The organism is Streptomyces sp. NPDC055103, from assembly GCF_053607625.1.
The window spans coordinates 37,866-52,541 of record NZ_JBSGTX010000012.1 but is presented as its reverse complement, the minus strand read 5'-3'; the positions used below and the strand labels follow the sequence as shown (position 1 = coordinate 52,541).

The following is a 14,676-nucleotide window of genomic DNA, read 5'->3' as shown; positions in this document are numbered from 1 at the left end:
CGGCCGGGGCCAGGACGGGGCCCCGCCCCCCGGTGACCGGGGCGACCCGGAGCGTGGAGGGCGCCGGCGGGTGAAGCGCCGGCGGCGTCACGAGGACCCGCCCGAGGTCGGGGCCAGGGGCTGGGACGGGTACGCGACCGGGGGCTGATACGCCTCCGCCGGGATCGTCGGGAGGGCCGACAGGTTGTCCCCCGGATCGTCGTTGGACACGGTCCGCAGGTAGCGGTCGCCGCTGCCGTCGGGCGTGGCGACGACCGCGGCCCGTACGCCGGGCGTGTGCTCCACGTACAGCGCCTGCCGGGCGTCCAGCGCCGCCAGGGCCTCCGCGAGGGACATGCGCCACCAGCGGCCGTCCGGGTGCCGGCCCGCGATCTCGCGTACGAAGACGCGGTCGCTGCCCGGCACCCGCATACGGACGTGGGTGACCCGCAGACCTGGACCGTGCAGCGGGAGCAGCGCTGCGGCGTGGTGGGCCACCCGCACCGGCCGCTGGAGGGTGATGTGGGCCAGGGTCGCCGCGTTGCGGCCCCACGACAGCATCGGCGCCCCGGGGCCGGGGTGCAGCGGGCGCGGGTCGGCGCCGAACGCCGGGCGGGTGCCCACGTGCGTCAGGGCGGCCAGCTCCTCCGCGCTGCGGACGGTCGCCGCCCAGTCCACGTCCCGCCACGTGAAGGGCCTCGGGCCGTACACAGCGTCCCTCGGTGGTTCGTCCAGACCGAAGGACGGCGCGGTCGGGTGCTCCTCGAACACGAAGAACCAGCCCGGTTCCGTCTCGGAGCCGAGCGCGTCCGCGACGGTCAGCGGGAAGCCGACGAAGAGCACGTCCGCGCCGATCTCCCCGGAGAACACCGGCTCGATCCGCTCGTCGGCGAGCCGGCGCGGCCCGCCCGGGACCAGCGGCGGCAGCGCGCGGCGCGCGTGCAGACCGAGCGACGGGAACCGCCGGACGACCTCGCCGCGCACGAGCAGCACCACCGCGTCCCCGCCGCCCGCCGGCCCGCGCACGTGCCCGCCGAGTCCGGTAGTCCTCCCCCAGTCCCGCATCGGCGGGACATCGGGCTGTTCCTGCCCCGGCTCCACGGTGCCCCGCGCGTCCCAGAAGTGCCGGAAGGCGGTGGCCCGCCGGTCCGTCGGGAACTCGCGCCACAGCAGCTCGCGGCCCAGCTCGTGGTTGGCGCCCGCGAGGAACGACTCCACGAACTTCCCGTTGGCGCAGAGCAGTGTCACCGAGTCCGGCGGCACGTTCTGCACCCCCGGAAGCAGGTGGTCGCTGCCCAGCTCCGTGAGCAGCTCCGCCATGGGCTGCGCGAAGGACGGCGGGGCCAGCAGGGGCCCGAGCGGGTCCGGCAGGCCCGAGCCCGCCAGGTCCGCGCCGTCGACGCGGGCCGCCACGCGGGCGGTCACCGCCGCCTCCGGCTCCGTGGCACCCCGTACCGCCTGCGCCAGCTGCCGGAGCGGCACCTCCGGTTCGACCTCCTGGAGAGCGCGGTCCTGCGCCGCGAGCAGGGCGTTCTGGTGGGCCCTGGCCGCGTCCCGGAAGTCGGAGGTGATCTTGCGGCGCCGTGTCGCGACCGTGCCGGGCAGATCGGCGAGGGCCACGCCCGCGCCCTGGTTGACCCAGCCGTACCAGGCGCCCGCGTCGGCCGCGATCGGCGCGGACCAGGAGCGCGGCGCGCCGCTGCCGCCGTCGACGTCCCACCCGATGTGGTACGAGGCCGAGTTGGCGGTCGGGCCGTCCTCCAGGACCAGGACGACGAGGTCCGGTTTCTCGCTTCCGCTGAAGTCGGCGACGGTGATCGCGGCACCGGCCGCCTTCGGAACGGTGCCGGGCACCTGCACGACCGGGCCCCATGTGGTGATCCGCCCGCGGGCGTTGATGTTCCAGCCGACCCGGTACGAGGTCGTGGCCCCCGCGGCCGTCTGTTCGGTGAGCATCACGATCAGCTCGGGCCGCAGGTCGTGGTTGAGGTCGGCGACCGCCACGCCCAGGCCGGCGACGGCGGGCGCGTAGTCGTCCGGCCGCCCCGGCCAGGGCAGTTCGACGGAGTCCGACCAGCCGCCGCGCGCCACACCGTTCTCCGGCGAGATGTTCCAGCCGATCCGCATGAAGAGCCTCTTGTTGCCCTTCAGGCCGCCCAGGTAGACGACGATCATCTCCTGGTTGCCGTCCCCGTCGAGGTCGGCGAGGGTGGCGCTGCCCGCCTGCACGTACGCGGCCTCGGTCAGCCCGCCGGAGGAGGTGGTGGGCGTCGACATGGGGGTCGGCAGGGCCACCGGCCCCACCCAGGACGACGCGTTGGCCTCGCCGTCGAGGTCCCGGGCGATCATGTAGCGGCCGAAGTTCCCGACGTGGCCGTTGTTGTTGAACTCCTCGATCCAGAACACCAGCGCGTCCGGGCGGCCCGAGTTGTCCAGGTCGGCGGTGGCGATGCCGAAGCCCTGCGTGAGTTCGGCGCTCAGCCGCTCGGTGATCCCGGGCTTGAGCTGCCAGCCGCCGCGCACCGAACCGTCGAAGTCCGTGGCCCGGCCCACCCGGAGATAAGGGACGTTGATCCCCGGCGGCGCGTCGACGTGGCCGACGAGCAGGTGGGAGAGGAAGCCGAGCCGCGGCCGCCAGCGGATGTGGGCGGGCGGGGCGGCCGCCGGGTTGCCCTTGCCGCCGAACTCGGGCCGGCCCAGCTGGTGCCAGACGTTGTCGTTCGCGCGGTCGACGACGACGAGCTGCCCGTCCACGACGACATGGACGAGGGAGCCGTACGTGGCCCCCTGGACGCCCTGATCGGGGCCGGAGGGAACGCGTCCGCCGCCCGGCACGGCGCCGGAGGACTGGTACACGAACACCGTGGAGGTGGTGGACGAGAACACGGCGTTGCCGTCGTGGCCGAGCCCGATCATCCGGGAGAGCGACGGCAGGCCGCTGACCGGCAACCACAGGGTCATCGTGCCGAAGAACCAGCTCAGATAGAGCACACCGTCGTTGCCGACACCGTAGTAGCGCCCGTCCTGGGCCCGCACGGGCACACCGCGGTCGGCGCCGAAGCCCTGCGGCGTCGACTGTGGGCCGGCCAGGTCCTGATGGACCCAGTCCGTGCCGTTGTGGGTGAGACGGATGAGGCTGCCGACCCGGTTGACCAGCAGCAGCTCCCATGTGTCCTGCGAGCGCACGCCCGTGATCCAGAAACCGCCGGGCATGCCGAGCCGCTTCCAGCCCCAGGACGCCTCGCGGCCGTGCAGCTCCCACAGGACGCCCCAGTCGTCCACGACGTACGCCGCCTGATGGAGGTAGTTCGAGGTGGTGGTCCCGTCCGGACGCCGGTAGCGGACGGCGGTGGTGAGCCGTCCCTCGCCGGTCACCAGCGGGCGGGTGTAGGCGGAGGAGCTGTCGTACGGCATGCCGTGGTGCTGCCACACCCACTGCTCGCCGTCCCAGCGCAGCTGGTACAGGTTCCCGTTGGCACCGATCACGAAGACGTGCAGGTCGCGGACGGCCGAGGGCGGCGAGGCGCAGGTGGTGCCGGGCGGGTAGCCGTGGTCCACCCATCCGGGCACGTTCTGCTGGGTGACCCGGGACATCAGGCGGCCGTCGTCGGTCACGACGAACACCCGGTTCGGCATGGCCGCGCCGACCCAGCGGACGGCCGGCACGGCCGGCGCCACGTCCTCCCTCGGCTCGGTCGGGTCCTGCTCCCACCAGCGGGTGGTGAGCCGGTCTGCGGACAGGTCGTCGAAGGTCTCGCTGCCGGACAGGTCGTTCACCCCGGTCAGACCGGCGGGCGTCGGCAGCGGCGGCACCGCGGCCTCGGTACGGCGCGCCAGCGAGGCGGCGAGACCGGCCGCGGCCGTGTCGCCGGCCGACGGGGACGTCCCGGCCGCAGCAGCCCGGCGCGCGACCGGGCCGCCCGGCCGCAGCAGCCGCCGGAACGCCGGGTCCATCGCGGCGGTGGCCTCCTTGTTGCGGCCCAGCTCGCCGGCCGCCGTGCCGCCGCCGTAGTCGACGGCGTCCCGTACGGCCGAGGTCATCTGGAGCATGCGGGCGGCGAGCCGGTCGTCCCCGGTCCCGGACCCGGTGCCGCCGGCGGGCAGCCTTCGGTGCAGGCTGTCGGCGACAGTGCGGGCCAACTGGCCCTGCCGTAGGACCTCGTTGACGCGGCGTAGCTCCGCCGCCTGGTCCCAGGCCGCGGCCACCAGCTCCTCCTGGTTGCGCCGCACCACCTCGGCGCCCAGCGCGGCCGCCACCCGGTGGCGGGGGTCCAGGTTCAGCTCGCGCAGCCAGAGCGGCCCCGCCTGCGGAGAGGGCAGGCCGACGGTGCCGGCCTGCGCCGAGCCGTACACGGGCGGGGTCAGGGCGGTGTTGAGCGGCCCGGGGTCGAGTGCGGCCTTGTAAGCGGTACGGAACGCGGTGGCCGTCTCGCCGTGCCACGCGCGCGGCTCCGTGCCCGCAGAGCGCAACGCCCCCTCCAGGTCGAGAAGCCGCCCCGGGTGGCCGACGGCGAGCTCGGGCAGCCCGGTGCCGGCCGTGCCGACGTCCATCGGCCGGGTGCCGACGTCACCGGGCAGCGCCCGCGGGGTGAGGGCGCGTACGAGGGACTCGAAGTCGCCGTCGAGCCCGGTCGCGAACCGCCAGTGGTGGTAGACGGGAAGGACCCACTCCGTCTCCTCCGGCTGCTCGTCGGCCGCCGGCCACGCCGGGTGCAACGCACCGTCAGGCACCGGCAGTCCGAGGCCCGCGAGGCGCCCGGCGTCGAAGGCGGGCACGACGGCGGCGAGGTAGCGGGTACTCGGGCGCAGGCGGCGCGGGCACAACAGCCGGGACAGGGTGCGGTCCGGCTCCTCGGCCAGGATCCGGTCCACCTCCGCCTCGCCCGCCTCCTCGTCGGCCGCCACCTGGGCGTGGGCCCACGCCCAGGACTCGGCGAGGTCCGGCAGCTCCGACCTGCGGCAGCGCAGACGCGGCAGCCCGCCGTCCGAGGGCAGCACCTCGGCGTGGTCCTGCTCCACCACGACCAGGACCAGCCAGGGCCGCAGCCTGCCCAGTTCGGTGGCGGCGGCCGGGGTGAACAGCCAAGGCAGGTCCGGCCGGTCGAACTCGACGGCCGGGAACAGGCGCGGCTCGGCGTCCGGCGTACCGGCGGCCGGGAACACGCGCAGCACCTGCCCCGCGTCGATCCCGGTGACGTCTCCGGGTCCGAGCAGCCGGGCCGGCACGGTGACGGAGTCCCGCCCGGTCAACCGGGGCCGCAGCGTCACGTGCGTACGCGCGGCCATGGGCCCGGACGTGGTGTCGACGGCACCCCCGGCGGCGGCGAGTCCCTCACGGACCCAGGACAGGAAGGTCAGGCCGCTCAACGGGTCCCTCCGCGGGTGAAGTGATCGGTCGAAGACAGGGAAGCGGGCGCGCAGCGCGACCCGGGCGCGGTCGCACCTCGGCCGCGGCGGGCCGCGGGTCCGGGCCCGGACGGGAGGTGCTCCGCGGGCAGCCCGGGCGGACCCGGGAGCCGCCCGGGCGCGGGGGTTCGGGGGATCAACGGACGCCTCCCGCGGCGGTCTCCGGGGTGACGCGCAGACCGGCCGTGGCCAGGTCGCGGCGGTGCTCCGCGGCCTCCGTCCAGGTGGTGCCGGTCGCGACCGGGCCCTCCGGCGCCGCGCTGTCGCCTGCGAAGGTGCGCCGCAGGGCGGCCGTCTGCGACCCCGTGACGCGCCAGCGGGTGTCCCGGACGCCGAGGCCGCGGGGAGCCGTGGCGAAGCGCCGGCGGCCCGTGCGGCGGGCGGTCGCGCGGGCGGCGGGTCCAGCTGCGGTGCGCAGACCCGCCGGACCGAGGCCGAGGGGCTGCGGCTCCCCGGCACTGCCGGGCTCGGTGACACGGTGGGGGCCGTCCTGGAGGATCTCCTCGTAGTCGGTGACGGACGCGAACACCCCGTCCCGCTCCCTCCGGCGCGCCACCGCGCCCTCCGCCGTGGCGCCCGCCGTCAGCAGGTCGAAGGAGGGGGCGGCGAGCTTCTGCTCGTCCGTGAGGTCGAGGAACTGCGCGGGTGCGAAGTGCTCGCGTGTGGGCGTGAGGCGCACGGTCAGCGTCTCCGTCGCCGGGTCGGTGTCGTCCACCGTCAGCTCGGGTTCCAGGTCGAGCCGGTGGTCGCCCGCGATCGGCGAGGAGCCGAAGCGGGTCAGGGTGACGCCGAGCGGGGCGACGCGCTGCGTGAACGACAGCCCGCCCAGCGGGTGGACGACCAGCTGTCCTTCCGCGTCCGGGAGTTCGCGCAGGGTGACGACGGTCCGGCCCGCTCCGGTGAGCTGCGCGGTCCAGTTGCGGGGGTCGGCGAGGGCCTGCTCCACCCGGGCCGCGACGTCCACGGCCGCCGGCAGGGCGGCCGGGGCTGCGCGCCCGCCGAAGGTGCGGTCGAAGCTGATCTCGCCGCTGAAGAAGAGGAGTTCGAAGCGCGCCCGGCCGCGTACGTGCCAGGGGGCCGGTCCGGACAGGGCGACCTCTACCGCGACGCCCATGAGAGTGCGGCTGCCCCGCTTGAGGGACACGTGTCCGGCCATGTCCACCTCGAACCCGAAGGGTTCGAACCGGACCAGGGCGTCGAAGGCGAGCAGCCCCTCCACGCTGAAGCCGAGCGCCGCCGCGTACAGCTCCAGACGGGCACCGAACTGCACCGTGTTGGAGGTGAGCGCGAAGTACGCCTCAAGACGGACGCGCGGGTTGTCCCCCTGGAGCAGCGACAGGTTGAGCCGCCGTAGTTCGGGGAATCCCTCGGGCCGCTGGAAGCGGGGGTGGAAGCCGCCCGCCGACAGCGCGAACTGTGGGGTGCCCTTCCAGCGGGCCCGCATCGCCATGTCGCCGGTCAGGGCGAAGGCCGCGATCCTGGAGTCGTACAGGGTCGCGTCCACCGACGCCTCGCCGCGCTCGAAGTCGATGACTCCCAGCACGTCCATGTTGACCACGACGAGCGCGGCCTCCTCGCGCGGCAGGGCCATCCGCAGTCGTCCGAGGAGCACCAGCCGTACGGGGGTGGGCAGTTCGAGCAGCAGGCCGAGGTCGAGGGTGAGCAGGGTGGGGGTGCCCCAGCCGATCCGGGCCATCGGGCCGACGACGTGGCGCCCGGGTGTCGGGGGGAAGACGGCGCCGAGGGTGGCGACGATCTCGGGGGCGCGGGCCAGCGGGTCGCGCGGGAACAGCACCGAGTCCAGGGCCTTGCTGCGGATTCCCGCACGCAGGGTGTCGACGGAGACGGACCGGTTGACGCCGATGAGCCCGCCGACTCCGGACAGGGTGAATCCGAAGCCGAGCTGGACGGGGGTGAACTCCGCCGAGACGAGGACGAGGAGGGAGAAGCCCTCCGACCCGTCGGGCATCGTGGTCGTGAGCAGGCCGACGGCCTTGAGGGCGATGCTCTCCAACTGGAGTGCGAGCACGCCCGCGTACTCGCCCTTGTCCCGGTCGAAGAAGAGGTAGCCCCCGCCGGTCACGGGCCCGGCCGACACCTCCAGGGCCGCGCCCTTGGGCGGAGCGAAGCCGGCGCCGAGGCCGACCGGCCCGAGGTTGCCGTCGGACGTGGCGAGCCGGGCCTCCAGGCCGATGCGCTCCACCGTGGCCCGTACGGGTCCCAGGTCGATCCGGGCCGTGGCGGACACCGAGGCCCGCAGCTCGCCCTCGACCGCGTCGGCGGCCAGCCCCAGGTGGACGGCCTGGAGTTCGATCGGGCCGAGACGGGCGTTGACCGGCAGGGTGGCGTCGAGGCCGGCGGAGCCGGTGAAGCTCAGGCCCTTGCGGCGTGACCACTGGAGCCCGAGCGCGAACTCGGTGCGCAGCCCCTCCGGGGGCAGCACCTGCGCGAGGAACCCGTCGCCGTCACCGCCCGCGACGACGACGGCGGCCTGGTCGGCGGCGATGCCGATCTCCAGGTCGTCGTGGCTCTCGGCGCCGTCCGGGACCTCTTCGAGGAGGGCTTTGACCCAGGCGCGGAACCGGCCGATCTCCAGGCGGGTGCCGCCGGCGCTGCCGAGGAGCAGGGCGGGTGCCCCGTCCTCGGCGCCGGACTTGGCCAGTTCCAGGCCGAGTTCGACGCGTCCGGCGGTGTCGGTGGTGAAGGACACCCCTCTCGGTCCGATCGCGACGGCGGGTCCGGCGCCGGAGAGGTCGGCGCCGAGCGCCCAGCCTCCGTCGAGGAGCTGGTGCACGGAGGCCTGGCCGCGCGGGACGACGACGACGCCGAGGTCGCCGGAGGCGGGGGGACGAGATCGCCAGGGTCGCGCCGATCTCGCCGCTGATCCCGGGCGTGACGGCGATCGGTATGCCGAGGGTGAGCATCCGCCGCCCGAGGGCCAGCGAGGCCTCGTCCAGGCCGGTGCCCTCGGTCTCGCCGAGTCCGACGAGGACCCGGACGCCCAGCTCGTGCAGGAGTCCGCCGAGCCGGGGCAGCAGCTTCGCGGCGAGCGCGTCGGCGGCGGCCTCGTCGACGAGGCCGCCCGGCAGGTAGTCGGCGCTCAGCGCGGCGACGGGGTCGGTGACAAGGTCGACCAGGCGCTGGGGGCGCAGGCGGGCGCGGGCGACCGAGGTCCGCACCTCCTCGCCGTCCTGGTTGACGACGGGCGTCCGTGCCCCAGCCTCCTCGGGCAGGACGAGCACACCCAGGAGCACCAGGACGTGGTAGAGCACGGCGTGGTGGCGCAGCAGCCAGTCGGTGACCAGGAAGTGGACGACGTCTTCGGCGAACGCGGCGGCGTCGACGTCGGCGAGGGCCGGCGGCACGTCCCGTACGAGGTCCACGGCGTCTCCGACGACGTCGAGGAGCAGGCCGAGCCCTTCGAGGTCCTGCGGCGGGTTCTCGACGAGCTGCTGGAGTCCGCCGACCGCGCCGGCGGCGGTGGTCAGCCAGTCGGCGACGTCGGCGGCGCCCTGCTCGCCCGCGGCGGCCGGGTTCCACCCGATGCGGGCGAGCAGCCGGGCGAGGTGCAGCGGATTGGCGACGGCCACGGTGAGCGGCTCGACGATCCGCAGGATCTCGGTGACGAGGGCGCTCTGACCGTCGGCGGGGCCCTGGGGCGCGTCGGGGCCGGCCGGCTCGCCCTCGGTGGGCAGTTCGGTCATGACGGCAGTCCTTGGGTGTCGAGCGTGAAGTCACGTGCGGTGCGCAGGGTGCGCTGGTCGGCGGGGAGGTCGGCGAGCGGCAGGGTGTAGTGCCGCGGGTTGGTTCCGCCGAACCAGTCGGGCCAGTCGTTCACGACGCGCAGGGTGTGACCGGGGTCCTTGTAGCCCGCGTGGTACCCGTGGTTCGCCGGATGCGGTTCGACGACGTCCGTCGACGAGGTCGGCGTCCGGGGGCAGGGGTTCTTGGCGAGGATGGCGGCTGCCAGGGCGGCTTCGTGGGCAGCCGTCCAGGCGGCGGGGTCGGGCCCGAAGGTGAGTCCGGAGTCGGCCGCGGCCCGCTGGGCCACTTCCTGGAGCCTGACCGACGCGTGGGCGGGAGTGCCCCGCAGAAGGACGGCGGGGGAGAAGACGTGCCAGCGGTGCAGCAGGGCGGCGGTCTTCTCGGAACGGAAGACGTCCCCGATGGTGGTGCCCGCCTGGAGCGGGAAGGGATTGGTCGCGGTGGGGTGGTTCCAGGGCACGGACCGCAGGTCGCGCAGCCGCATGCGGGCCATGTCCCACATCGCACGGCGGAAGCCGTCGTCGGTGCGGCCGGCCATGACGAAGCGGTAGTACCAGTGCCAGGTCTTGAAGTACTCGTGCTCGGCGTACTGGCCGTAGACCTGGGTGACGCCGGGTCCGGGCGCGGGGAAACCGTGCAGCGGCGCGGTGCTGCCGTCCTGGCGGGTGAGGACGCCGCGGGCCGCGTACTTCCGCTGGCCGGGCACCCATGGGGCCGGGGTGCCCGCCTGGCCGTCGCCGACCCAGGCCCGGTCGGGTCGCACGCCGAAGAGTCCGGCGACCTTCTGGAACGAGGCCTCGCTGCGGGTGCGCAGGTAGGCGAGGAAGGCCCACAGTTCGCCGTCGTCGACCCTCCACAGGGCTCGCGCGGGCCGTCCGGGCTGGTTCGCGGGGACGTAGACGCGGGCCCCGAAGGTCCAGTGGCACAGGCCGAGCGAGGCGAAGGCGTGGTCGTAGCAGTTGACGGCGTCGAAGTACCCGAGCGCCTCGACCTCGGCGACCGCCCGGATCACCTTGTACGTGGCGAGGGTGTCGGCGTCCAGGTCGCGCAGCGGTGTGCCGATGAGGGCCTCGGGAGTCATCTCGGCCTCGGGCGCCCAGGTGTGCCCGCGCTCGGGGTAGCCGACCGGGCCGGACATGGGGCGGTACGGGTCGCCGGCGGCCAGCGACGGGTCGTCGTACGGCACCCGCTGGCCGATCGGCGTCCTGCGGTCCGGCTCCCAGCTGTCGGCGGGCCGGGTGGCGGGGCGCGTCCAGTGGTCGGAGAAGTCGCGCGCGAACATCTTCGGGGAGGTCACCGAGTTGTTGGCGGTCTCGTCCCAGCGCCAGACGTTGTCGGCCAGCCGGGCCGGGCGGGTGCCGGTCGTGGCGATGACGGACACGGCGGACGGGGTGGAGCCGCTGGCGTTGCGCCATGCCTCGATGACGACGGGGCAGCGCAGGCCGTCCGCCTTCCAGCGGGCGATGACCTGGCGGGTGGCGGTGTCGACGACGCCGGAGACCTCGCCGGTGAAGCGGCGGGCGGCCGGCACCTCGACGCTCTCCAGGGCCGACGCCCAGCGGTGGTCACGCAGGACGGTGATGGCGTCGCCCGCGGGGTGGGCGGCGGCGCCGGTGCCGTCGGAGCCACGGGTGACCGTCCACGTGGTGCCGGAGACGGCGGTGACGGTGAGGTTCTCGTCGCCGACGCGGGCCTTGAACGGCAGCTCCGGAAGGCTGCCGCCGGCCGGGACGGTGAGCGTTGCCGTGGTCGCGGCGTCGGTGAGCGGCTGGGCGAGGCGCACGACGGCGGTGGCGACCCGGGCGACCCGGGCCATTTTCGCGTACGCCTGCAACTCCCGGACGGCCCAGCGCACCTCGCGTCCGAAGGAGCCGTCCCGGGCGCCGACCACGCCGAAGCCGAGCTCCTGGAGGTCGCGCTGGAGGTCGGTGACATGGGTGGCGGTGGCGAGTCCTGCGGTGCCGCCACCGGTGGTGGCGTTGGTGTCGCCCTCGCGCAGGGTCGTGCCGCCGTACAGGTCGGGCAGTGCCGACGGCGGGGCGCCGGTGGTCTGGCCGACGTCCAGCGGGACGGCGAGCCGGGTCAGCGGGGCGCCGCCCTGGTTGCCGGGCAGGTGCCACCAGAGGGTCTGGACCACCGACTTGGCGTCCTGGCCGTCCCAGGCGAACTGGATCTCGCCGATGTTGTTGCGGCCCACGATCTCACGGCCGCTGCCGGTGACCCGCAGGTAGTCCAGGTGGTTGTCGGCCGCCTGCACGTACTGGGCGAGGGCGGCCCTGCGGTCGCCGGTCGCCGGGAAGGAGACGGGCGCGGGTCCACCGGGGCGCGGCGCGGTGCCGTCCGGGTCGTCGTGCCGGAAGTAGCTGAGCTCGTACTCCCATTCGGGCTCGGGGTGGTACACGGTGACGCCCTCGCCGAGTTCGAGGATCGCCGGGCTCTCGTGGACGTAGGCGAGCCCGAAGGGCTCCCCGGCCCGGTCGTAGGTGCGTACGCGGAGTGCGCCCCCCGACGGGTTGGCCCAGCCCGCCCGGCGGGCGGACGGCAGGTCGATCCTGCCGAGGTTGAACCCCATGTGGTGCAGCAGCATCGTGCCGGTCGCCTCGTTCTTCAGCGAACTGGACGTCAACTGGGCGAGGACCGCCCGGACCTGGCCGGGTGTCGAGCCGTAGGGGGCGGTCGCCCGGTACGCCATGCGCGCGGCGAAGCCGTAGTGGACGTCGCCGCCGAGCGAGACCACGCGCCGGCGCCGGACCCCGTCCGCGCCGGGTGCGGTGTGGCCGAGCACCCGGGCGATGAACTTCTCGAAGGCGCGCGGGTCGTGGCCCCACGCCTCGTAGTCCTGGTCGAGCTGGCCCGCGTAGCCCTGGATGCGCCGCACCGCGGGCTGCGCGAACTCCTCGATCACCGGGTCCCCGAGGACCGGGCACGGCGAAAGGAGCACGGTCACCTTCTCCAGGCCCTGGTCCGCGGGCGCCTCGATCATCGAGGCGAAGGCCGCGTCGGAGTAGACGAGGGACGGCGGATCGGTGAAGCCGCCGCGGAAGACCCGCTGCGTGCGGGTGTCCAGGCAGACGAGCTGATGGGCGGGCCAGGTGATCGCGTAGTGCCAGGCGAGGGAGCCGTCCTGGCGGACGATCCGGCCGGCGGAGTCGACGCCGGAAGGCACCCCGGTCCGCCGGGCGATCACCGCTGCCGGGCCGGCCGCAGTGTGGTCGGGAGCCGCGAGGGCGGCCAGGAGCTCCCGGCCCGCCTCGCCGCGCGGCCCGTCCGCGAACTCCTCGGGCGTGTTCCCCCACCCCTGGCAGACCGCGTACGCGGCCATTCCGTTGCCGAGGAACTGGCGCCCGTGCACGGTGCCGCAGACCTCGTGGACCCACTTCCTGGAGATGAACCAGTCGTCGGTGATCTCGTGGTCGTCGAACATCATGTACGTGGCGGTGTTCGCGAGCGCCCTGCGGACCATGCCCAGGGTGCCTCGGAAGCCGTCCACGCGGTCGCACTCGGCGACGTACTCCATGAGGCGCTCGTGCGCCTTCTTGTACTGCGGCTTGTCGCGCAGCCCGAAGAACTCGGTGTGGTCGGGGTCGCCGAGGGCGGCGGACTCCTTCGGGAACAGCTCGGCGAAGAACCTGACCGGGGAGACCGCCGGCCACAGCGCGGGGGACCAGACGAAGAGGTACATGGCGAGGAACTCGGAGAAGCGCAGCAGATGACTGCGTGCCATGGTGCTCGTCATATGGAAGTCGGTGAGGATCATCTCCTGTCGCCAGCCGGGCCGGAACGACCACTTCTGGTAGGCGGGGTGGACCGTGGGGAAGGTCTCGTCGCGGCCGAGCAGCGCCTTGCCGTACTCCGTGCACATGTGCAGGAGGCCGTCGGCCACGTCGTCCGCGTAGATCTGATCACCCGTCAGGATCAGTTGCTGAGGTCTCCGCTCCGCCGAGCCGACGTCCGCCCTCAGTACCTCGTCGAGGATCGAGAGGGCATCCGTACCCTCGGCGTGCGGCTTTCGGCACGACGCGTGGAAGAGCCGGAGCGCGCCGGGGCGGTCCGGCGGCGTGACGAAGCTCGGCAGCGCGGGAGCACCCGAGGTTTCCCGGTACAGAAGGGCCGCGCGGGCCGCGTCCTCGGTCGCCGCGATCACCTGGGGGGTGAAGAGCCCCGGAGCCCCGGCGGCCACCGGAGCGTTGGGCGCGGACAGGTCCTCGCCGAACCGGAGCGCGTACCGGTGGATCGCGCCCGGTCTGAGAGTCCCCCCGGAGGGGACCGTGGCGGTGACCGCGACGATGTGCAGGTGCTCGCCGATCCGCGCGCTGACCCGGGTGCCCGTGAGCGTGGGCGTCGTGGGCAGCGGTCCCGAGGCCCCTTCGTACACGTCGAGCGTCACCTTGCGCGGCGCCTTCAGAGCCAGCCACACGGTGGCGCTGCTCTGGTCCACCCGTCGCACGATCGGCCCGGCCAGCACCAGCGGCAGCCCCGCGACGTCCAACGACGGCAGTTCGGACACAGCCCCTCCCCGCTCCCCCACCCACGTCCCCGAACGGGCGACATGCCTCGTCACCGACGCCACCGACCGCACCGCGCCGGCGCCACCGGCGTGGTGCGCGGGGCATGGAGCGGGCGCGACGGAAGGGCGGGCGATTCGGCGCCCGCACACATGCCCCCGGCACGTCACCACTGTGCCGGACCGTTCGCCGGGGTTCTACACGCGTTCCGCTGGGTGGAACAGCGCCACGGAGGTCGTCGGAGGGACTCCCGCCGCCAAGGCGCGTGTGACGGCTGCGGCGGCCTCGGCGACCGATTCCGCGAGAGGTTCGAGGCGCCGCCCCGACGGCACCACGGCGGCGAGTGACGCCACCGTCCTGCCGTCCGGCGTGCGTATGGGCAGCGCCGCGCAGGACACCCCGGCGACCACGCCCTCCCGGTCGAGGACGGCCCCCGGGCGCACCGGGCCGCGCAGGGCCTTGCCGGCCGCCGTGTCCAGGTCGAACGCGATCCCGTCGCGTACCGGGAGGACCGGTTCCACCTGGCCGGGCACCGAGCCGATGATCAGGGCCCGCTCCTCCCGCATGACGGTCAGGACCGTTGTGGCTCCCGTCATGGCACGCAGGCGGTGCAGGGGCAGCCGGGCCGCGGCCCGCAGGCCGGGGTACGGTTCCCAGGCCTGGCCCAGCCAGTAGAGCTGCGCGCCGACCCGGTAACGCCTCTCGTGCCGCTCGACGGCTCCGGCGGCCACGAGTTGGTCCAGCAAGCGGTGCGCGGTGCCCTTGGGAACCCCGGCTGACCGCGCCAGTTCGGTGACCCCGGCACCGTCCGCGTACGACCGCAGGCACTCCAGCAGGGCGAAGGCCCCCTCCAGCACCCCCCGGCCCCGTCCACCCGCGCCGCCGGCTCTGTGTACGTCCACATCCCCCCTGCGATCCCACCCGCGCCAGAACGGCCCCGAATGCAGGGTAACGATGCGTCAGACCTGATGTCTCGACAAATCGCTCCACGGGAGGATGTACCGGTCGCGCCTCGGGGCAG

General features: G+C 74.4%; 5 protein-coding genes. All 5 read right to left on the bottom strand.

Annotated features, from left to right (window positions below):
* Positions 1–87 precede the first annotated feature (87 nt).
* Positions 88–5,346 (bottom strand): FG-GAP repeat domain-containing protein, encoded by a 5,259-nt coding sequence (locus ACWFR1_RS10605; protein WP_453548855.1) that lies wholly within the window; start codon positions 5,344–5,346, stop codon positions 88–90.
* A 175-nt stretch (positions 5,347–5,521) separates the two neighbouring features.
* A complete protein-coding gene (locus tag ACWFR1_RS10600) occupies positions 5,522–7,828 on the bottom strand; it encodes a DUF6603 domain-containing protein (protein ID WP_453549003.1) in 2,307 nt (768 codons plus the stop codon).
* 22 nt (positions 7,829–7,850) lie between these two features.
* Positions 7,851–9,089: a hypothetical protein gene (locus ACWFR1_RS10595; protein ID WP_453548853.1), complete on the bottom strand. Its 1,239-nt coding sequence runs from the start codon at positions 9,087–9,089 to the stop codon at positions 7,851–7,853.
* Positions 9,086–13,657 carry a peptidoglycan-binding protein gene (locus tag ACWFR1_RS10590; RefSeq protein WP_453548851.1) on the bottom strand — a complete coding sequence of 1,524 codons (4,572 nt, stop codon included), beginning with the start codon at positions 13,655–13,657 and terminating at the stop codon, positions 9,086–9,088. Before ACWFR1_RS10590 ends, ACWFR1_RS10595 begins: the two co-directional genes overlap by 4 nt.
* Positions 13,658–13,852: 195 nt before the next feature.
* A complete protein-coding gene (locus tag ACWFR1_RS10585) occupies positions 13,853–14,557 on the bottom strand; it encodes an IclR family transcriptional regulator (RefSeq protein ID WP_453548849.1) in 705 nt (234 codons plus the stop codon).
* Positions 14,558–14,676 lie beyond the last annotated feature (119 nt).